This is a genomic window from Pseudomonas sp. zfem004 (genome assembly GCF_032621715.1).
Taxonomy (GTDB): Bacteria; Pseudomonadota; Gammaproteobacteria; order Pseudomonadales; family Pseudomonadaceae; genus Aquipseudomonas; species Aquipseudomonas sichuanensis.
Genome location: NZ_JAVYJF010000002.1, coordinates 1 through 20,480, shown reverse-complemented (window position 1 = coordinate 20,480; position 20,480 = coordinate 1). Strand labels below are relative to the sequence as shown.

Sequence of the window (20,480 nt, the reverse complement as noted above, 5' to 3'; positions counted from 1 at the left end):
CATGGGCTTCGACCTCGCCGCGCGGCTGGCCGAACGGCGTGCCGCGGACCTTTACCGTCAGCGGCCACTGCTGCAGAGCCCGCAGGGGCCGCAGGTGGTGGTCGACGGCCAGCCGCTGCTGGCCTTCTGCAGCAACGACTACCTGGGCCTTGCCAACCACCCCGAGGTGATCAAGGCCTGGTGCGACGGCGCCGAGCGCTGGGGTGTCGGCGGCGGCGCCTCGCACCTGGTGATCGGCCACAGCACACCGCACCATCAGGTCGAAGAGGCACTGGCCGAATTGACCGGGCGCCCGCGGGCGCTGTTGTTCTCCACCGGCTACATGGCCAACCTTGGCGCCATCACCGCGCTGGTGGGGCAGGGCGACACGGTGCTGCAGGACCGCCTCAACCATGCCTCGTTGCTGGATGGCGGGCTGCTCAGCGGGGCGCGTTTCAGTCGCTACCTGCACAACGATCCGGCCAGCCTGGCCAGCCGCCTGGGCAAGGCCACCGGCAATACGCTGGTGGTCACCGATGGCGTGTTCAGCATGGACGGCGACTGCGCCGACCTGCCGGCCCTGGCTGAAGTGGCCCGCGCTCATGGTGCCTGGCTGATGGTCGATGATGCCCATGGCCTGGGTACCCTGGGTGCCAAGGGGGGCGGCATCGTCGAGCACTTCGGGCTGGGTATCGAGGAGGTGCCGGTGCTGATCGGCACGCTGGGCAAAGCCTGTGGCACGGCGGGCGCCTTCGTCGCCGGCAGCGACGAGCTGATCGAGGCGTTGGTGCAATTCGCCCGCCCCTACATCTACACCACCAGTCAGCCACCGGCGTTGGCCTGCGCCACGCTCAAGGCGCTGGAGTTGCTGCGCCGGGAAAACTGGCGGCGCGAGCACCTGGCGGCGTTGATCCGCCAGTTCCGCGAGGGCGCCGAGCAGATCGGCCTTACGCTGATGGACAGCCACACGGCGATCCAGCCGATCCTGATCGGTGATGCCGCCCGGGCGATGGCGTTGTCGCGCCGGTTGCGCGAGCGTGGCCTGCTGGTGACGGCGATTCGCCCGCCCACAGTACCTGCTGGCAGCGCGCGCCTGCGGGTGACGCTGAGCGCCGCCCACAGTGAGGCGCAGGTGCAGCTATTGTTGAATGCATTGGCCGAGTGTTATCCACAACTGGAGGCCGCCGATGCGTAACCGTTTGATCCTTCTACCCGGCTGGGGCCTGGGCACCGCGTCGCTGGAGCCGCTGGCCGCCAGTCTGCGGGCACAAGATGTGCGCCTGCAGGTGGAGCTGATGCCGCTGCCGGAGCTGCCCCACAGCGATGTGCAGGCCTGGGTCGAACACCTTGACCGGCAGTTGCCGACCGATGCCTGGCTGGGTGGCTGGTCGCTGGGGGGCATGCTTGCCAGCGCGCTGGCACACAAGCGTGGCGACCACTGCTGCGGGCTGCTCACCCTGGCCAGCAATCCCAGTTTCGTCGCCCGGCCAGACTGGCCCCATGGGATGGCGGCGGACACCTTTGGCACCTTCCTCGATGGCTGCCGCAGCCATACGCAGGTCACCCTCAAGCGCTTTCGCACCCTGTGCAGCGACGGCGCGCTGCAGCCGCGCACCTTGTTGCGGCAGTTGGGGGTGGGCGTGCCCGATACCGACCCGTTGTACCTGGCCACCTGCCTGGAAGTGTTGGCCAAGCTGGATACCCGCGCGGCACTGGAGCAATACGGCGGCCCGCAACTGCACCTGTTTGCCGGCAGTGACGCGTTGGTTCCGGCGGAGGCGGCCAAGGCGTTGAGCGAGTTGTTGCCGGATGTGGAAGTCGGCCTGGTCGAAGATAGTTCCCACGCCTTCCTGCTGGAGTATCCGCAGGAGCTGGCGGCGGGCATCAAGAGTTTTTTGCATGAGAGTGGCGATGACTGACCTTTCCCAGCCGAGCCTGCCCGGCGGCCTGCCAGACAAACGCCAGGTGGCGGCTTCGTTCTCCCGTGCCGCCGCCAGCTACGACAGTGTCGCAGCCTTGCAGCGTGCGGTGGGGATGGCCCTGCTGGACAAACTGCCGGACGACCTGGCGCCTGAGCGCTGGCTTGACCTGGGCAGCGGCACAGGGCACTTCAGCCGGGTGCTGGCGGCGCGTTTCGCCGGTGCCAGCGGCGTGGCCATGGATATCGCCGAGGGCATGCTGCGCCATGCCCGTGAGCAAGGGGGTGCGCAGTATCACGTGGCGGGTGATGCCGAGCGCCTGCCGCTGGCCGATGGCAGTGTCGACTTGCTGTTCAGCAGCCTGGCGGTGCAGTGGTGCGGCCAGTTCGGCAGTGTCCTGAGCGAGGCCGGGCGGGTGTTGCGCCCGGGCGGTGTGATGGCGTTCAGCAGCCTGTGTGTCGGTACGCTCGATGAGCTGCGCGCCAGTTGGCAGGCGGTAGACGGCATGGTCCACGTCAACCGCTTCCGCCATTTCGAGGACTACCAGCGCCTGTGCGCGGACAGCGGCCTGGAACTGGTCGGCCTGGAGCGCCGCTCCCATGTGCTGCACTACCCGGACGTGCGCAGCCTGACCCACGAACTCAAGGCCCTCGGTGCGCACAACCTCAACCCAGGGCGCCCTTCAGGGCTCACCGGGCGGGCGCGGATGCAGGGGCTGCTGCAAGCTTACGAGCAGTTCCGTCAGCCCCAGGGGCTGCCGGCCACCTACCAGGTGGTCTATGGTGTGCTGCGTCAATCTGCGGCAGAGGGGCAGTAACATGAGCCAGGCCTATTTCATCGCCGGCACCGACACTGACGTCGGCAAGACCACCATCGCCGCCGGCCTGCTGCATGCGGCGCGACAGCATGGCTTGAGTACCCTGGCAGCCAAGCCGGTGGCATCCGGTTGTGCGGTCACCCCCAAGGGTTTGCGCAACAGCGATGCCCTGGCGCTTATCGATGAAAGCTCGATCAAGCTGCCTTATGAGGAGGTGAACCCGTTCGCCTTCGAGCCTGCCATTGCGCCCCATGTCGCCGCACGGGAAGCGGGGGTGGCACTTGAGGTGCAGACGTTGCGCGATGCCATGAGGCATGTGCTTGATCAAGGCGCCGATTTCACCCTGGTGGAGGGGGCCGGTGGTTGGCGCGTGCCGTTGTCCAACCATGCCAACTTGTCGGACCTGGCGATTGCCTTGAGGCTGCCGGTGATCCTGGTGGTCGGCGTGCGCCTCGGGTGTATCAACCACGCCCTGCTCAGTGCCGAGGCGATCGCCCGGGATGGCCTGCAACTGGCCGGTTGGGTGGCGAATATCGTCGACCCGCGGACATCGCGGCTGGAAGACAACCTTTCCAGCCTGGCCGAGCGGCTGCCTGCGCCTTGCCTGGGACGGGTGCCATGGCTCAAGCAGGCGAGTGCGGATGCGGTGGCTGCGCATCTGCAGCTGGATCTACTGGACTAGACGGCCTGTCGGATGGCGGCATGATCCGGGTCTATTGGCTGGCACTAGGCTATTAGGGATTTAAACGGGCCTTTTTCCGGCCGGCCTGCTTTAATAAGCCCTGTTCATTACCCAGCGTCACGGAGTCCTGACATGGAAATCAACGCAAGCTCCGCCTTCTACGCAGGCCTGGGGGCCATCCAGAACGGGCAGAACCGCGTCGACCAGGCTGCCCAGCAGATCGCCAGTGGCGCGGTCGAGCGTGGCAACACCAGCCAGTCCACCGACTACCAGGCCGAGCGCCTGCGTGGCGTCGACCGCAGCCAGCAGATGGACCTCGCCACCAGCACCGTGCAACTGGCGCTGGGCAAGCAGGAGGTCGAACTGGGCGTGAAAGTCGCCAAGGCCTCGGACGAAATGCTCGGTCGGTTCATCGACACCTACGCCTGATCGTCACCTAACATTCTGCAACATCGCGGGGCAAGCCCGCTCCCACGCCCCGCCCATCGGCATTGCGTGGGAGCGGGCTTGCCCCGCGATGCGTTTAGAGGGTGCTGGCGTAAATGTCATGTTGGGCGGCGTAAATGCCGTTGAGCCTTCCTTGACATCACTGCTACCTAAACGTAAGTTTCAAACAACTGTTTGATCGATAGCCGCCAAGCGTTGGTCGGTGTCAGCGGTCTCCCCAGAGAACTCATCACAGAGGTTCATCGCAATGCCTGATTACAAAGCCCCCTTGCGTGATATCCGCTTCGTCCGCGACGAACTGCTTGGCTATGAGGCGCACTACGCGAGCCTGCCGGCCTGCCAGGAAGCCACGCTAGACATGGTGGACGCGATTCTTGAAGAAGGCGCGAAATTCTGTGAGCAGGTATTGGCCCCGTTGAACCGTGTCGGTGACCTGGAAGGTTGCACCTGGAGCGAGTCGGGCGTGAAAACGCCGACCGGCTTCAAGCAAGCCTACGAGCAATTCGTCGAAGGCGGCTGGCCGAGCCTGGCCCATGACGTCGAGCACGGCGGCCAGGGCCTGCCTGAATCGCTGGGCCTGGCCCTGAGCGAGATGGTCGGTGAGTCGAACTGGTCGTGGGGCATGTACCCAGGCCTGTCCCACGGCGCGATGAACACCATCTCCGAACACGGCACCCCCGAGCAGCAGCACACCTACCTGACCAAGCTGGTATCCGGTGAGTGGACCGGCACCATGTGCCTGACCGAACCGCACTGCGGCACTGACCTGGGCATGCTGCGCACCAAGGCCGAGCCTCAGGCCGACGGCAGCTACAAGGTTTCCGGCACCAAGATCTTCATCTCGGCCGGTGAACACGACATGGCCGACAACATCGTCCACATCGTCCTGGCCCGCCTGCCCGATGCGCCTGCCGGCACCAAAGGCATTTCGCTGTTCATCGTGCCCAAGTTCCTGCCAAACGCCGAAGGCGGCGTCGGTGAGCGCAACGGCGTGAGCTGCGGCTCGCTCGAGCACAAGATGGGCATCCACGGCAACGCCACCTGCGTAATGAACTTCGACAGCGCCACCGGCTACCTGATCGGCCCAGCCAACAAGGGCCTGAACTGCATGTTCACCTTCATGAACACCGCACGCCTGGGCACCGCGCTGCAAGGCCTGGCCCACGCTGAAGTGGCGTTCCAGGGCGGCCTGAAGTACGCCCGCGATCGCCTGCAGATGCGCTCCCTGACCGGCCCGAAAGCGCCTGAAAAGGCGGCCGACCCGATCATCGTCCACCCCGACGTACGCCGCATGCTGCTGACCATGAAGGCCTTCGCCGAAGGTAACCGTGCGATGGTCTACTTCACCGCTCAGCAGGTGGATATCGTCAAGTACAGCCAGGATGAAGAGGCCAAGAAAAAGGCCGACGCACTGCTGGCCTTCCTCACCCCGATCGCCAAGGCCTTCATGACCGAAGTCGGCTTCGAAGCCGCCAACCACGGCGTGCAGATCTACGGTGGCCACGGCTTCATCGCCGAGTGGGGCATGGAGCAGAACGTACGCGACAGCCGCATTTCCATGCTGTACGAAGGCACCACCGGCATCCAGGCCCTCGACCTGCTCGGCCGCAAGGTGCTGATGACCCAGGGCGAGGCGCTCAAGGGCTTCACCAAGATCGTCCACAAGTTCTGCCAGTCGCAGGAAGGCAACGAAGCGACCAAGGAGTTCGTCGAGCCGCTGGCCGCGATCAACAAGGAGTGGGGCGAGCTGACCATGAAGATCGGCATGGCGGCGATGAAGGATCGCGAGGAAGTCGGTGCCGCTTCGGTGGATTACCTGATGTACTCCGGCTACGCCTGCCTGGCCTACTTCTGGGCTGACATCGCTCGCCTGGCCGCCGAGAAGCTGGCTGCCGGCACCAGCGAAGAGGCGTTCTACACCGCCAAGCTGCAGACTGCGCGCTTCTACTTCCAGCGCATCCTGCCGCGCACCCGCACGCATGTCGCGGCGATCCTGTCCGGTGCCGACAACCTGATGGCGATGAAGGAAGAGGACTTCGGTCTGTCCTACTAAGCCCGCTGGCTGTAGCAAAACCGCCTGCCGTTATCGGCAGGCGGTTTTTTTTCGTCCGTCGATTGAGCTGGCCATTGGGTAGGGGCTCAGGCATCTCCAATGCGATCTCGAAGCAACCCCGTTCTTACAAAAAGAACGGAAAAGTCTGCACAGATGTCGCATCCAGTAACGAGTGTGCCTCAAGCATGCACACTTGCCTGCCGTTAACCCGACGTCAAAATTTCATCTATTCAGGTGCACAGTAGATGAAGTAGGGGCACAATGCCATTATTGATCTGCCGGGTCGGAGATTACCCTTGTTTCGTCTATCCGCTGTACGCGCGAGCCACTTCCTGCCTTCGCTGATTCTGTTGCTGTCGGGCCTTGCCGCGGCCTATGTGAGGGACCTGAGTGTCTTCTTCACATCGCTGTTCAATGTGCTGCCCACCTTGGTCCTGCTGCTGGGCGGGGCCTATTGCGCGGTGTATCGCCGGCAGCGCGAGCTGTTCCTGATGGTCACGGTATACATCGGCTATTTCCTGCTCGACACCCAGACCGACTTCTACCGCGACAATGGCCGGGTGCGCGAGGATGCCGCGGTGATCTTCCACCTGGTCTGCCTGCTGCTCCCGGCGTTGTTCGGCCTGTACGCGGCCTGGCAGGAACGAACCCACCTGGCCCAGGACATGCTCGCCCGCTTTGCCGTGCTGTTCGCTGTCGGCAGCGTGGCGCTGGCGCTGGAGCAGAGCTTCCCCGAGGCCCTGTTGGGCTGGCTGGCGGAGATCCGCTGGCCGTCGCTGCATGGCCAGTGGATGAGCCTTATCCAGTTGGCCTACCCGCTGTTCATCGCCGTGTTCATCCTGCTGGTGGTGCAGTACCTGCGCGAGCCCCGGCCCTTGCATGCGGCACAGGTCATCGGGTTGATCGGTATCTTCTGGATGCTGCCCAAGACCTTCATCCTGCCGTTCACCCTGAACATCATGTGCAGCCAGGTGATGCTGATGATCGCGGCTGCAGTCTCCCACGAGGCCTATCAGATGGCCTTCCGTGACGAACTGACCGGCCTGCCGGGGCGCCGCGCATTGAACGAGCGCATGCAGCGTCTGGGGCGCAACTACGTGATCGCCATGAGCGACGTCGACCATTTCAAGAAATTCAACGATACCCATGGCCATGACGTCGGCGACCAGGTGCTGCGCCTGGTTGCCAGCCGCCTGTCCAAAGTCACCGGTGGTGGCCGAGCCTACCGCTATGGCGGCGAGGAGTTTGCCCTGGTGTTCGCCGGCAAGACTGCCGAGGAATGCCTGCCGCACCTGGAGGCGGTACGCGAGATGATCGCCAACTACGCCATCCAGTTGCGCGACCAGAGCAACCGCCCACAGGACGATGGCGCCGGCCGACAGCGCCGTGGCGGAAGCGGCAGCAGTACGGTCTCGGTCACCATCAGCATCGGTATCGCCGAGCGTCAGCTTGATCATCGCAACCCCGAGCAAGTGCTCAAGTCCGCGGACCAGGCCCTGTACAGCGCCAAGGGCGCGGGGCGTAACTGTGTGATGACCTTCGGCCAGCAATCACAGCGCGGTGCCATTCGAATGGCGTGACCGTTACTGACTATTCAGTCGCATTATGACCCTATGTCTCGAAAAAGTTGTTCGGTTACACTGGCTACAACCCAGTGCCGCGGTCCCGTCGGACCGCCCCGACCCTTATAGCGAGAGGTTGTCATGGCTGAATATAAAGCGCCCCTGCGCGATATGCGCTTCGTTCTCAATGAAGTCTTCGACGTGGCCGCACTCTGGTCGCAGCTGCCCGCCCTGGCCGAGACGGTCGATGCCGACACCGCCATGGCCGTGCTGGAAGAGGCCGGCAAGGTCACCAGCAAGACCATTGCCCCGCTGAGCCGTGCCGCCGACGAAGAAGGCTGCCACTGGGACAACGGCGTAGTGCGCACCCCGGCAGGCTTCATCGAGGCCTACCAGACCTTTGCCGAAGGTGGCTGGGTGGGCGTGGGTGGCGATCCGCAGTTCGGCGGCATGGGCATGCCCAAGGCGATCTCCGCCCAGGTCGAAGAGATGGTCAACGCATCGAGCCTGGCGTTCGGCCTGTACCCGATGCTCACCGCCGGTGCCTGCCTGTCGATCAACGCCCACGCCAGTGAAGCGCTGAAGGAAAAATACCTGCCGAACATGTACGCCGGGGTCTGGGCCGGTTCCATGTGCCTGACCGAGCCCCACGCCGGTACCGACCTGGGCATCATCCGCACCAAGGCCGAACCGCAGGCCGACGGCAGCTACAAGGTCAGCGGCACCAAGATCTTCATCACCGGTGGCGAGCACGACCTCACCGAGAACATCATCCACCTGGTGCTGGCCAAGCTGCCGGATGCCCCGGCCGGCCCCAAGGGCATTTCGCTGTTCCTGGTGCCCAAGTTCCTGGTCAACGAAGACGGCAGCCTCGGTGCGCGCAACCCGGCCAACTGCGGCTCGATCGAGCACAAGATGGGCATCCAGGCCTCGGCCACCTGCGTGATGAACTTCGACGAGGCCGTCGGCTATATCGTGGGCGAACCGAACAAGGGCCTGGCCGCCATGTTCACCATGATGAACTACGAGCGCCTGGGTGTTGGCATCCAAGGCCTGGCCTCGGCCGAGCGCTCGTACCAAAATGCCGTCGAGTACGCCCGTGACCGCTTGCAGAGCCGCGCACCGACCGGGCCGCAGGCCAAGGACAAGGTCGCTGATCCGATCATCGTCCACCCGGACGTGCGTCGCATGCTGCTGACCATGAAGGCGCTGATCGAGGGTGGCCGGGCCTTCTCGAGCTACGTGGCGCTGCAACTCGACAGCGCCAAGTACAGCGAAGACGCCGCGACCCGCAAGCGCAGCGAAGAACTGGTGGCCCTGCTGACGCCAGTGGCCAAGGCCTTCCTCACCGACCTGGGCCTGGAATGCACCGTGCACGGCCAGCAAGTGTTCGGTGGCCACGGCTATATCCGTGAGTGGGGCCAGGAGCAACTGGTGCGTGATGTGCGCATCACCCAGATCTACGAAGGCACCAACGGCATCCAGGCCCTGGACCTGGTCGGTCGCAAGGTGGTGGCAAGCGGCGGCGCCTACTACCAGCTGTTTGCCGACGAGATCCGCCAGTTTGTCGCCGCCGCGGGCAGCGATTTGGCTGAGTTCACCAAGCCGCTGGCGGCCTCCCTCGACCAGCTCGACGAACTGACGGCCTGGGTGCTGGACAAGGCCAAGGGCAACCCCAACGAGATCGGTGCGGCGTCGGTGGAGTACCTGCACGCGTTCGGCTACGTCGCCTATGCCTACATGTGGGCGCTGATGGCCCGTGCGGCCAAGGCGGGTGAGGGCGATGCCGACTTCTACGGGGCCAAGCTGGGTACAGCGCGGTTCTACTTCGCGCGGCTGTTGCCACGGCTGCATTCGCTGGTGGCTTCGGTGAAGGCGGGTAGCGATTCGCTCTATCTGTTGGACGCTGAACAGTTCTGATCTATCTGTGGGCTGCCCTGCGCCCCACTCCAGGCTGTCCGACGCCTCGATCGGCAACACTTGAGCAGGGCCACGATTTTCGTGGCCCTGCTTGTAGGAATGCTGTTGAGGTGGTGTGAGATTGATCGGAAAGCTGGAAGCATCACCTCCCTCTGACCTCGCTGTTTGCCTATGGATCTTTTTGTAAGCTTTGTCTTACATGACGTGGTGACTTTTCGCCTCTTTCCTAAGATTGGATCCACGATTACTCTTTCTTACATGGACGTAGCGCAGGAAGCGCAATGGACAAACAGGGACACGAAAGGATCCTGCCAGGATGGTGGGGAGATAGGGATGTCAAAGGGAAACAGTCTAGGAAACCTCGCTTCGGCGGGGTTTTCTTTGTGCGCGTGTTTTTCAGCCGAGCACGTCCAGCGGTGATACGCCCAGCGGGCGCGCGTCGGTCTCTGCTTCCAGCAGGGTGCGCAGCAGCTCCACAGACGCCTGCTGGCGCTGGGCGTCGCGGAATACCAGGCCGACCTTCAGCGGTATCCGCGGCTCGCTCAAGGGCTTCCACAGCAGTGCCTGGTCATCCTCGGCAGCCTCCTTGGCCCGCCCTGGCAGGACGGTGGCCAGCGCCGTGTGTGCCAGGCTGTCGAGAATCCCCGCCATATTGTTCATCTCCGCCTGTACCTGTGGCCTGCGGCCCAGGTTGGCCAGTTGCGCCTTCCAGATCTGGCGGATCTGGAACTCCTCACCCAGCATCAGCATCGGCAGTTCGGCCGCCTGGCGTAGCGAGACCTTCTTGAAGTCTTTCAAGGGGTGGGTATTGGGGATGACCAGCTGCAACTCGTCCTCATACAGCAATAAGCCATGCAGCCCCGGTTGGCGCGGCGGCAGGTAGCTGATCCCGATATCCAGGTTGCCGTTGAGCAAGCGTCGCTCGATCTCCAGCCCCGACAGTTCATAGATCTGCACCACAAGGTGCGGCTGAGCCTTGCGCACGCGTTCCAGCAACTGCGGCACCAGGCTTGGGCGCACGGTCTGCAGCACGCCGATGGCCAGGGTACGCAGCGACTGGCCCTTGAAGTTGCGCATGGCTTCGTGGGCCTGCTGCAGGCCGTCGAGCAGGGGCAGGGCGTGGTTGTAAAGAGTGTGGGCGGCCAGGGTTGGCAGCAGGCGTTTGTTGCTGCGTTCGAACAGGCGCAGGTCGAGGCTGTGCTCGAGCTGACGGATCTGTTGCGACAGGGCTGGCTGGGAGAGTGACAGGCGTTCGGCGGCGCGGCCCACATGGCCTTCTTCATACACCGCGACGAAGTAACGCAGTTGGCGAAAATCCATAAGTGATACTTATCGAAAAAGCTGAAAAAACCAAATGGCCCCGAAGCGCCCCGACGCCTAGTCTATCGCCGTATTCCAGTGGGTTACAGCGATCATCGACGCGATTGTTACCCCGGATGAAAAACACTTTTGATAGGCAAGGCAAAATATCCAATCCGGCATTCGACCGGAGGCCTTGACCGCCGCCAACCGTGAATGGCTGGAGCCCTGATGAACCTGTTCAACCTGCGCCGCCCGGCCCCTGCCGTGGCAGCGCCCAAGCCTGTTGCGGCGCCCGAGCTGGCCACGGCGCAGTTATCGCGCGAACGGCTGATGTCCGGCAGCGCGCGCGCGGCGCAGGTGTTCGTGCGCGGCCAGGGCTCCTGGCTGTGGGACAGTGAAGGGCATGCCTACCTGGACTTCACCCAGGGCGGCGCGGTCAACAGCCTCGGCCACAGCCCGAGCGTGCTGGTCAAAGCGCTGGGCAACCAGGCCCAGGCATTGATCAACCCGGGCGCGGGCTACCACAGCCGCAGCCTGCTCAAGCTGGTCGAGCTTCTGTGCCAGAGCACCGGCAGCGACCAGGCCTACCTGCTCAACAGCGGCGCCGAGGCCTGTGAAGGGGCGATCAAGCTGGCGCGCAAGTGGGGGCAACTGCACCGTAACGGCGCCTACCACATCATTACCGCCAGCCAGGGCTGCCACGGGCGAAGCCTGGGTGCGCTGTCGGCCTCCGACCCGCTGCCGTGCAACCGCTGCGAGCCGGGGCTGCCGGGTTTCAGCAAGGTGCCGTTCAACGACCTGGCCGCGCTGCATGCGGCGGTGGACTCGCGCACCGTGGCGATCATGCTCGAACCTATCCAGGGTGAGGCCGGCGTGATCCCGGCCACCCGCGAATACCTCAAGGGTGTCGAGCAGCTGTGCCGTGAGCTGGGCATCCTGCTGATCCTCGACGAGGTGCAAACCGGCGTAGGGCGTTGCGGTGCCCTGTTGGCGGAACACACCTACGGCGTGCGGGCCGACATCGTCACCCTGGGCAAGGGCCTGGGTGGCGGTGTGCCGCTGGCGGCGTTGCTGGCCCGTGGATCGGCCTGCTGCGCCGCCCCCGGCGAGCTGGAAGGCAGCCACCACGGCAACGCACTGATGACCGCCGCCGGGCTTGCGGTGCTGCAGACCGTGCTGGAGCCGGGGTTCTGCGAGCAGGTGCAGGACAGCGGCCGGCACCTGCGCGACGGCCTCAGCCGCCTGGCCGGGCGCTATGGCCAGGGCGAAGTGCGCGGCCAGGGCCTGCTGTGGGGCCTGCAGTTGCGCGATGACGCCGCCGCAGCCCTGGTCGAGGCCGCGCTGCACGAAGGGCTGCTGCTCAATGCACCGCAGGCCGATGTGGTGCGCTTCTCGCCGGCCCTTACCGTGAGCAAGGGCAACATCGACGAGATGCTCCTGCGCCTGGCCCGCGCCTTTGCCCGCTTGCACGCCCAGCAAGCCAACCGCCGCGAAGTGCCGGCCTGACGAATTCAACGAACCGTCTCGCGTTTCTGCGCATCGCCCTTGGCCTGTAGTGTTTGGCTCGGGGCGTTTTTTTTGCCTGGCGTTCAGTGATGGAACCACTGCGCGGTGCAGCTAGTCTTTGTTGAAACCCTTCAAGGAGCGTTTCGCATGGATTTCATTCGCATCATCATCGCCATCATCCTGCCTCCGCTGGGGGTCTTCCTCCAGGTGGGTTTTGGTGGGGCGTTCTGGCTGAACATCCTGCTGACCTTGCTGGGGTACATTCCGGGCATCGTGCATGCGGTGTACATCATCGCCAAGCGTTGAGGCCTGGGTGGCCTCATCGCCGGCAAGCCGGCTCCCACAGGCAAAGTGCAGGTCTTGAGTTCGGCGCGGTCAGGTGGGAGCCGGCTTGCCGGCGAAAGGGCCGCAAGGCCGCCCCACTCATCTACCGGCCCAACACCCGGCAATAGAACTTCCACTCCTCCTCCAGCGCATGCGCCAGGTTCGCCGCCTGGCGAAAGCCATGTCGCTCGCCGGGATAGAAATGCCCCTCGGCCTCGATGCCGTTGGCCGTGAGGGCGTCGAGCATGCTGCGGGTCTGATCCGGTACCACCACCGCGTCCAGCTCGCCCTGGAAGAACACCACCGGCACCTTGATCCGCCCGGCGTTTAGCAGAGGCGTGCGCTGGCGATAACGTTCGGCATCGCGCAGCGGGTCGCCGATCAGCCAGTCGAGGTAATCGCCCTCGAACTTGTGGGTCGCACGGCCAAGTGCCTCAGGGTCGCTGACGCCATAAAGGCTGGCACCGGCACGGAAGACCTCGTGGAACGCCAAGGCGCACAAAGTGGTATAGCCCCCGGCGCTGCCGCCCCTGATAAAGGCCTGGCTCGGGTCGATCAGGCCACGCGAAGCGAGGTGGGCGACGGCGGCGCAGGCATCCTCCACGTCGCTCTCGCCCCAGCGCAGATGCAAGGCCTGGCGGTAGGCACGGCCATAGCCGCTGCTGCCGCGGTAGTTGAGGTCGGCGACGGCGAAACCGCGCTGGGTCCAGTACTGGATGCGCGGGTCGAGCACCGGGTAGCAGGCCGAGGTCGGGCCGCCGTGGATGAACACCAGCAGTGGCGACGCTGTGGTACCGGCCATGGCGGGGTAGAAGAAGCCGTGGGCCACGCCATCACCGCTGGCGTAGCGCATCGGCTGCGGGGTGCTGATATGCGCGGCGGGCAGTACTTCAGCGCCGCCAGCCAGTACCTGGACCTCATGGCTGCTGCGGTCGATGGCGATCACTGTCGGCGGGCTGATCGGCGACGCGGCGATGGCGTAGATATGCCTGGCATCCATGGCCAAGCTGCGAAAGCGCGTATAGGTGCTGGCGTATCGCGTCATCTCGCCCGTATGGCTGTGTAGCCCGAGCTGGCCGAAGCCGTCCTCGAACCAGCTGGCCAGGTAGCTTTGCGGGCCAAGCGCCAGCCAGGTGCAGGGCCCCAGTTGCCAGGGGGCCGCTGCGTGGTCGGCGCTTGCCGAGGGCAGGCGTTGCCAGTGCCCATCGACCTCACCCCACGGTTGCCAGTAACCGTCGAGGTCAGACAGGCAGTACAAGCGGCCCTGGGTATCGAAGCGCGGTTGTTGCAGGGACTCTGCACCACCGGCAATGCAGTGTGGCGCTCCCCACCCACCGCTTGCATCGCGCTCGCGACACATCAGGCGGGTGAGGGTCCAGGGTTGCTGCGGGCGGTCCCATTCAATCCAGGCCAGGCGGCAGCCATCGGTGCTGATGGCCGGCGTGGCATAGAAGTCGGCCCCTTCGGCGAGCACATCGCGCCGGCCTTCGGCAAGGGCAACCAAGCGGTGCTCGACATCGGTGCCATGACGCTCCTCGACCGCCAGCATTTCACCCTTGTGCCATAGCAGGTCGCCGTAACGGCAATCGGTGTACTGGGTCAGCCTGTGAGGTGGCGTGCCGTCGAGCGCCTGGAGATAGACCTGTTGATCATTCTCGTTGACGAACGCCAGACCATCACCGGCGAGGCAGAAGCTGCCGCCACCATATTCGTACACCCGGCTGCGCACACTGAAACCATCGGGGGTGAGGCAGTGGGCCTGTTGGTTGCGCCAGTGCCAGATACGGCAAGCGCCGTCGGCCGGGCGGAACTCGTTCCAGAACAACCCCTGCTCACCGGCCTTGAGCTCGGCGAAATCGGTGCCGGCGGCCACCGCCTGTGCGGCGCTGAACTCAGCCGCGGGCGATGACATGGGAGTTGCGCTCATTGCGGAAGGTCAGCTCTTCGATGGCAAGGGTGGCGTGCTCGGCCTCCTCGCGGGCCTTGAGGATGATGCCGTGGTCCGGCGACTTGCCGCACACCGGGTCGGCCTTGCTGGCATCGCCGGTGAGCATGAACGCCTGGCAGCGGCAGCCGCCGAAGTCCTTTTCCTTCTCGTCGCACGAACGGCAGGGTTCGGGCATCCACTCATAACCGCGGAAGCGATTGAAACCGAACGAGTCGTACCAGATGTGCCGCAGGTCATGCTCGCGCACATTGGGGAACTGCACCGGCAACTGGCGTGCGCCGTGGCACGGCAGGGCGGTACCGTCGGGGGTGATGGTCAGGAACAGGCTGCCCCAGCCGTTCATGCAGGCTTTGGGGCGCTCTTCGTAGTAGTCCGGGGTGACGAAGATCAGCTTGCAGGGGTGATCTTCGGCCTTGAGCTTGGCGCGGTATTCGTTGGTGATGCGCTCGGCGCGCTCCAGCTGTTCGCGGGTTGGCAGCAGGCCCAGGCGGTTGAGCTGCGCCCAGCCGTAGAACTGGCAGGTGGCGAGCTCGACGAAGTCGGCCTCCAGGGCGATGCACAGCTCGATGATGCGGTCGATCTTGTCGATGTTGTGCCGGTGCGTGACGAAGTTGAGCACCATCGGGTAGCCGTGGGCCTTCACTGCCCTGGCCATCGCCAGCTTCTGCGCGAACGCCTTCTTGGAGCCGGCCAGCAGGTTGTTCACCTGCTCGTCGCTGGCCTGGAAGCTGATCTGGATATGGTCCAGCCCGGCCTGCTTGAAGGCGGCGATCTTCTGCTCGGTGAGGCCGATGCCGGAGGTGATCAGGTTGGTGTAGTAACCCAGGCGGCGGGCTTCACCGATCAGTTCGGCGAGGTCCTGGCGCACCAGCGGCTCGCCGCCGGAAAAGCCGATTTGCGCAGCGCCCATCTCGCGGGCTTCGGCCATCACCTTGAACCACTGCTCGGTGCTCAGCTCCTTGCCCTGCTCGGCGAAGTCCAGCGGGTTGGAGCAGTACGGGCACTGCAGCGGGCAGCGGTAGGTGAGCTCGGCCAGCAGCCACAAGGGCAGGCCGACCGGCACCTCAGGCGAGGGTGATCCAGTGTTCGGCACGGGCCACCTCCATGAATTGCTCGATATCGTCGGCGACTTCGGGCACACCGGGGAACTGCTGTTCAAGCTCGCTGATGATCGCCGCAACGCTGCGCTGGCCATCGACCAGCCCGCCGATCAGGCCGGCGCTGTCGTTGAGCTTGATCATGCCTTCGGGGTACAGCAGCACATGGCCCTTCTGTGCCGGTTCGTACTGGAAACGGTAGCCGGGGCGCCAGGCGGGCACCCGTTCACGATTGAAACTCATAGGGCGATCCCCTTGTGCCAGACCCGTTCAGCCGTGACGCTGTGATAGGGCGGGCGGTTCAGTTCATAGGCCATGCTCATGGCGTCGAGCATGCTCCAGAGGATATCCAGCTTGAACTGCAGGATCTCAAGCATGCGCTCCTGCCCGGCACGGGTGGTGTAGTGCTGCAGGGTAATCGCCAGGCCGTGTTCCACATCGCGGCGGGCCTGGCCCAGGCGGGTGCGGAAGTACTCATAGCCGGCCGGGTCGATCCACGGATAGTGCTGCGGCCAGCTGTCCAGCCGCGACTGGTGGATCTGCGGGGCGAACAGTTCGGTCAGCGAGCTGCTGGCGGCCTCCTGCCAGCTGGCGCGGCGGGCGAAATTGACGTAGGCGTCGACGGCAAAACGCACGCCGGGCAGCACCAGCTCCTGGCTGCGCAACTGGTCCGGGTCCAGGCCCACGGCCTGGCCCAGGCGCAGCCAGGCCTCGATGCCGCCGTCCTCGCCCGGGGCGCCGTCATGGTCGAGCAGGCGCTGGATCCACTCGCGGCGCACTTCGCGGTCCGGGCAGTTGGCCAGGATCGCCGCATCCTTCATCGGGATGTTGACCTGGTAATAGAAGCGGTTGGCCACCCAGCCCTGGATCTGCTCGCGGCTGGCGCGGCCCTGGTACATCGCCACGTGATACGGGTGATGGATGTGGTAATAGGCGCCCTTGGCGCGCAGGGCCTGCTCGAATTCGGCAGGGGACATCGGTGTTGCGTCATTCATTCAGCGCACTCCCTTGGAATGAACCATCGGCCCCTGTGGGAGCGGGTTTACCCGCGAATGCTTTGGTGCATTCACTGCCGCATTCGCGGGTGAACCCGCTCCCACAGGCTTGTGCAATACCTTCACAATTCGATGCTCATGCCATCGAAGGCCACTTCCACACCCCGACGCTGCACCTCGGCCCTTTCTGGCGAGTCTTCGTCGAGGATCGGGTTGGTGTTGTTGATGTGGATAAGCACCTTGCGCTGGCGTGGGAAGCCGTCCAGCACTTCGAGCATGCCGCCCGGGCCGTTCTGCGCCAGGTGGCCCATCTCGCGGCCGGTGCGGGTGCCGACACCGCGACGCTGCATTTCATCATCCTCCCACAGGGTGCCGTCGACCAGCAGGCAGTCGGCGCCGTGCATCATCTGCAGCAGCTTGTCGTCGACCTGGCCCAGACCCGGCGCATAGAACAGTTTGCCGCCGGTGCGGGTGTCTTCCACCAGCAGGCCCAGATTGTCGCCCGGGTGCGGGTCGAAACGGTGCGGCGAGTAGGGCGGTGCGGCGCTGCGCAGGGGGAAGGGGGTGAAGCGCAGGTTGGGGCAGGCGTCGATCACGAAGCTGCCTTCGAGCTCGATGCGGTTCCAGATGAGGCCACCGTTCCAGTGGCTGAGCATGGTGAACAGCGGGAAGCCGGTGGTCAGGTCCTGGTGGACCATGTCGGTGCACCACACCTTGTGCGGGCAGCCTTCGCGCAGGCTGAGCAGGCCGGTGGTGTGGTCGATCTGGCTGTCGAGCAGAACGATCGCGTCGATGCCGGTATCGCGCAGGGCGCGGGCCGGCTGCATGGGCGCAAAGGCCTGCAACTGGGCGCGGATGTCGGGCGAGGCGTTGCACAGGATCCAGTGCTCGCCGTCGTCGGACAGCGCGATGGAAGACTGGGTGCGCGCAGTGGCGCGCAAGGTGCCGTCGCGGTAACCCTTGCAGTTGGCGCAGTTGCAGTTCCACTGCGGGAACCCACCACCGGCGGCAGAGCCGAGAATCTGGATGTACATGGCCACTCTCTATCCGATAAACCGTGTCCGAAAACAAAAACGCCCCGGCGGGCCGAGGCGTTGAACCGCAGAGCTGCTTAGCGGCTGGCGAAGTACATGGTGACTTCGAAGCCGATACGCAGGTCGGTGTAAGCGGGTTTGGTCCACATGGGATGTCTCCTTCCGGATGGGGTTGAGTTGAACAGCTGATGATTGGGTACCGCCTGAAACAGGCAGTTCCATTAGCCGGGGTTGCGCTATCTTACAAGAATTATATGTACCGAAAGGTTAATTCTTCGAAAAGCGCCGTTACATTCCGGGTAACAATCCAACTGCACCTACTGCCAGCGAGCGTCCGGTGCTGCGGCATTACCCAGGCAGAGCCAGCCGTGGCGGGCACTGATCAGCTGCTGCAACAAATCGTCCAGAAAGTCCTGCTCGTTATTGAGAATAGACCAGCTTGTGTAGGAAAGGTCTGGGTTGTGCTGTGCGATGTGCGCCTGCCAAGCCCACTCCGCCACCTCGGCGTTGCCCATGCTGGCTTCGTCGAATTGCTCGGCGAGTTGCCGGCGGCTCTGGGTATCCAGGCTGATGCCTTGGTGCAGGAGGCCCAGCAGGTGGCCGAGGATCTGCTCATGGCTGGCGTGGGGTGATTGCACGCCAAACAGCAGCCCGCCGACGCCCTCGACCTGACGGAAGGTACTGAACACGGCGTACCCCAGTTGCAACTCCACCCGCAGGCGCTGGTACACCGGGCCTTGCAGCAGGTGTGCGAGCAGGCGGCCGGCCGGCTGCAACTCAGCCGGCAACGGGCAGAACAGCAGCAGTGCCGGCTCGCTGCCCGACGTGGGTACCTGCCGCCACTGCCGGCCAGTGATCGCCACCTTCGCCCGGGGGGCGCCGGGTTGGCCCATGACCCCCTGCAATGCAGCCCCCAGGGCGTTGTGCTGCGTTGCCGCGAAGCCCACTGCCAGGCCCTGCCAGTGGGCCTGTTGCCACAGCGAGTCGAGCAAGGGCTGGGTGAGGATGCAGGATGGCTGCGGTTGTTCCTCACCGGCCATCAGCGCATCCGGCAATGCCTTGAGCAGGGCGCGTATCGGGATCAGTTCCGGTTCCACGGCAGCAGGGGCAGTCCAGTGCTCGGCGGCGGGTCTGTGCATGATTGCGAGGGTTTCTTCGATACCTCTGATCACCGCTGTCGGCTGACCGGCGGCCTGCAGTTGCCAGTACTCACCGCTGGCACTGAAGCGCAACTGTAGGGCAACACGCTCGGCGCGCTCCTGCAGCGGTTGCAAGGCGCGTTCGATGATTGCCTGGAAGCGAACGCGCAGCGGCGATGGGATGTGCCAACGCAAGTAGAGGCTGGCGAACTGGCGGGTGGGCGGCAGGTTGTTGTCGAGGGTCAGGGCCGTGGGCAGTGGTGCGCTGTGGGCAGGCATCGTGCTGTCCAGCAGCGGCTCTGCGGGTGGCAACTGCCAGCGGCCGCTGTTTGCGTGGGGCAAGCTGTCCAGCAACCTGGCGAAGGCCGCAAGGCCTTGCTCATCGAGCTTCTCGAAGGGCTGGCCACTGCTGTCGCGGCGCGCAAGTTCGAGCGCGCTGCAGCTTTGCTTGCGGCAATGCTGCAACTGGGCGTAGGCATCGTTCAACTGTTCGGCCGGCTGCCTGCGGATGAAGCCCAGCCAGCCGTGCAGCAGCGACTGTGCCCTGTGCAGTGAGGCTGCGGCGGGCAGCTGCAGCTGGATATGCCAAAGCATCTGCCCGGCGTGGGCATACAGCAATTGCGTGGTGCAGCCCTGCAGCCAGCCGCGTTGGCGCAGTTCGGCCAACCAGCCGCCTGGTCGGCTGTCGTTGAGCAGGGTCAGCAGCAGGTCCAGTGCCTGTTCTGCCGCCGCGGGCAGGCCTTCATGGGCGAACAGCAGGTCATGGCGCGAGCCGCTGGCTGCGGGGGGACGCAGCTGCCCGTCGAGTAGGTTCACAGGGGGATCCCGCTGCTCACGCACACCTGCCGGGAACAGCGCACCGAACTGTTTGCCCAGTTGCTCCAGCTCGTCCAGCGGCTGCGGCCCGGCCAGGCTCAGGGTCACCTGCCCGCCTTGGTAGAAACGCCGATGGAAAGCGTTCAGTGCCTGCTGGAAGCCGCGAGCGTGCAGCGTCAGGCTGTGCCGGTTGCCCGCATGGAACCCACTGAGCGGATGGTGCGCCGACACCGACTGCAGCAGGTTGAACTGGCGCTGGGCTTCGGGGTTGCGCGACCAGGCGATGAACTCGGCGTGGATGACCTCGCGTTCGCGACGCTGGCGTTCCAGGCCGAGGTCCGGTTCGACGAGCATCTGGCACAGGCGCTCCAAGCCACCGGCCATTGCCATGGGCGGTACCTCGAAGAAGTAATCGGTGGTGCGCTCACGGGTGCTGGCGTTCACCTGGCCGCCCAGGCTCTGCACGTAGCGCATCAGGCCGTCTTGCAACGGGAAGCGGGCAGTGCCGAGGAAGAACAGGTGTTCGAGGAAATGGGCCAGGCCCGGCCATTTGGCAGGTGCGTCATGGCTGCCGGCGTGTACTCGCAAGGCTGCAGCGGCGCGCTTGAGGCGCGGGGCGTGGCGCAGGGTCAGGTGCAGGCCGTTGGGCAGGGTCAGGTGACGGGTAGTGTCGGGCATGGCGTCATGCTAGCGCGCCAAGGCGGTGTTGTCTGTGCTGGCCCATTCGCCGCCTAGCAGGCTCCCATAGGATTGCACATAACTTACTGATTTAGCGGGACCTGTAGGAGCGGCTTTGAACTGGTCAAGTAATTTTGGACACCGGTTAAGGTTCATGCCGCTGCCTTGAGCTTTTCCTCCATGGCTACTGGCGTTTCATAGCCGTTGTAGCTGTGGAGGCGCTTGAGGTTGTAGCGCATCAGATAAGCCTGGATGTCCACTC

The 20,480-nt window shown here is 64.7% G+C and carries 18 protein-coding genes; 10 read left to right on the top strand and 8 right to left on the bottom strand.

Annotated elements, in window-relative coordinates; translation table 11 throughout:
- Window position 1: 1 nt before the first annotated feature.
- The 8 genes from bioF to RTH46_RS02320 all read left to right on the top strand — a co-directional run bounded on the left by bioF (window position 2) and on the right by RTH46_RS02320 (window position 9,379).
- Entirely contained in the window at window positions 2-1,174 is a 1,173-nt protein-coding gene (gene bioF, locus RTH46_RS02355) for an 8-amino-7-oxononanoate synthase (protein WP_316904970.1), read from the top strand.
- A complete protein-coding gene (locus tag RTH46_RS02350; RefSeq protein WP_316904969.1) occupies window positions 1,167-1,898 on the top strand; it encodes an alpha/beta fold hydrolase in 732 nt (243 codons plus the stop codon). Before bioF ends, RTH46_RS02350 begins: the two co-directional genes overlap by 8 nt.
- A complete protein-coding gene (gene bioC / locus RTH46_RS02345; protein ID WP_316904968.1) occupies window positions 1,891-2,715 on the top strand; it encodes a malonyl-ACP O-methyltransferase BioC in 825 nt (274 codons plus the stop codon). The genes RTH46_RS02350 and bioC overlap by 8 nt, the downstream gene beginning before the upstream one ends.
- Before the next feature lies 1 nt (window position 2,716).
- A complete protein-coding gene (gene bioD, locus RTH46_RS02340; RefSeq protein ID WP_153786019.1) occupies window positions 2,717-3,397 on the top strand; it encodes a dethiobiotin synthase in 681 nt (226 codons plus the stop codon).
- Between the two features lie 132 nt (window positions 3,398-3,529).
- The gene (locus RTH46_RS02335) at window positions 3,530-3,826 is read left to right on the top strand and encodes a pyrroloquinoline quinone biosynthesis protein PqqE (RefSeq protein WP_125462323.1); all 297 of its coding nucleotides are present in this window, start codon (window positions 3,530-3,532) and stop codon (window positions 3,824-3,826) included.
- Window positions 3,827-4,091: 265 nt separating this feature from the next.
- On the top strand, window positions 4,092-5,897 hold the full coding sequence (locus RTH46_RS02330; protein ID WP_316904967.1) for a phenylacyl-CoA dehydrogenase: 1,806 nt from the start codon (window positions 4,092-4,094) through the stop codon (window positions 5,895-5,897).
- 296 nt (window positions 5,898-6,193) lie between these two features.
- Complete coding sequence (locus RTH46_RS02325; protein ID WP_153786017.1) at window positions 6,194-7,477, top strand: sensor domain-containing diguanylate cyclase; 1,284 nt, start codon at window positions 6,194-6,196, stop codon at window positions 7,475-7,477.
- Window positions 7,478-7,600: 123 nt separating this feature from the next.
- On the top strand, window positions 7,601-9,379 hold the full coding sequence (locus RTH46_RS02320; RefSeq protein ID WP_153786016.1) for an acyl-CoA dehydrogenase C-terminal domain-containing protein: 1,779 nt from the start codon (window positions 7,601-7,603) through the stop codon (window positions 9,377-9,379).
- A 396-nt stretch (window positions 9,380-9,775) separates the two neighbouring features.
- Here the strand turns inward: RTH46_RS02320 and RTH46_RS02315 are convergent, their stop codons facing one another.
- Complete coding sequence (locus tag RTH46_RS02315; RefSeq protein WP_316904966.1) at window positions 9,776-10,699, bottom strand: LysR family transcriptional regulator; 924 nt, start codon at window positions 10,697-10,699, stop codon at window positions 9,776-9,778.
- Between the two features lie 210 nt (window positions 10,700-10,909).
- Here RTH46_RS02315 and RTH46_RS02310 point away from each other — a divergent pair, with 210 nt between their 5' ends.
- Together RTH46_RS02310 and RTH46_RS02305 are read left to right on the top strand one after the other, a co-directional pair.
- Window positions 10,910-12,187 (top strand): aspartate aminotransferase family protein, encoded by a 1,278-nt coding sequence (locus tag RTH46_RS02310; RefSeq protein ID WP_316904965.1) that lies wholly within the window; start codon window positions 10,910-10,912, stop codon window positions 12,185-12,187.
- Between the two features lie 147 nt (window positions 12,188-12,334).
- Window positions 12,335-12,493 carry a YqaE/Pmp3 family membrane protein gene (locus RTH46_RS02305; protein ID WP_009681539.1) on the top strand — a complete coding sequence of 53 codons (159 nt, stop codon included), beginning with the start codon at window positions 12,335-12,337 and terminating at the stop codon, window positions 12,491-12,493.
- A gap of 121 nt (window positions 12,494-12,614) precedes the next feature.
- Here the strand turns inward: RTH46_RS02305 and RTH46_RS02300 are convergent, their stop codons facing one another.
- The 7 genes from RTH46_RS02300 to pqqF all read right to left on the bottom strand — a co-directional run bounded on the left by RTH46_RS02300 (window position 12,615) and on the right by pqqF (window position 20,218).
- A complete protein-coding gene (locus RTH46_RS02300; RefSeq protein WP_316904964.1) occupies window positions 12,615-14,438 on the bottom strand; it encodes a S9 family peptidase in 1,824 nt (607 codons plus the stop codon).
- Window positions 14,404-15,552, bottom strand: coding sequence for a pyrroloquinoline quinone biosynthesis protein PqqE (pqqE, locus tag RTH46_RS02295; RefSeq protein WP_316904963.1), 1,149 nt, complete (start codon window positions 15,550-15,552; stop codon window positions 14,404-14,406). The genes RTH46_RS02300 and pqqE overlap by 35 nt, the downstream gene beginning before the upstream one ends.
- Window positions 15,524-15,799 (bottom strand): pyrroloquinoline quinone biosynthesis peptide chaperone PqqD, encoded by a 276-nt coding sequence (pqqD, locus tag RTH46_RS02290; RefSeq protein ID WP_279846017.1) that lies wholly within the window; start codon window positions 15,797-15,799, stop codon window positions 15,524-15,526. The genes pqqE and pqqD overlap by 29 nt, the downstream gene beginning before the upstream one ends.
- Complete coding sequence (gene pqqC, locus RTH46_RS02285) at window positions 15,796-16,551, bottom strand: pyrroloquinoline-quinone synthase PqqC (protein ID WP_153786010.1); 756 nt, start codon at window positions 16,549-16,551, stop codon at window positions 15,796-15,798. Before pqqC ends, pqqD begins: the two co-directional genes overlap by 4 nt.
- A 122-nt stretch (window positions 16,552-16,673) precedes the next feature.
- Entirely contained in the window at window positions 16,674-17,585 is a 912-nt protein-coding gene (gene pqqB, locus RTH46_RS02280; protein WP_153786009.1) for a pyrroloquinoline quinone biosynthesis protein PqqB, read from the bottom strand.
- A gap of 77 nt (window positions 17,586-17,662) precedes the next feature.
- The gene (gene pqqA / locus RTH46_RS02275; protein WP_008365141.1) at window positions 17,663-17,734 is read right to left on the bottom strand and encodes a pyrroloquinoline quinone precursor peptide PqqA; all 72 of its coding nucleotides are present in this window, start codon (window positions 17,732-17,734) and stop codon (window positions 17,663-17,665) included.
- 168 nt (window positions 17,735-17,902) lie between these two features.
- The gene (gene pqqF, locus RTH46_RS02270; protein ID WP_316904962.1) at window positions 17,903-20,218 is read right to left on the bottom strand and encodes a pyrroloquinoline quinone biosynthesis protein PqqF; all 2,316 of its coding nucleotides are present in this window, start codon (window positions 20,216-20,218) and stop codon (window positions 17,903-17,905) included.
- Between the last annotated feature and the right edge of the window lie 262 nt (window positions 20,219-20,480).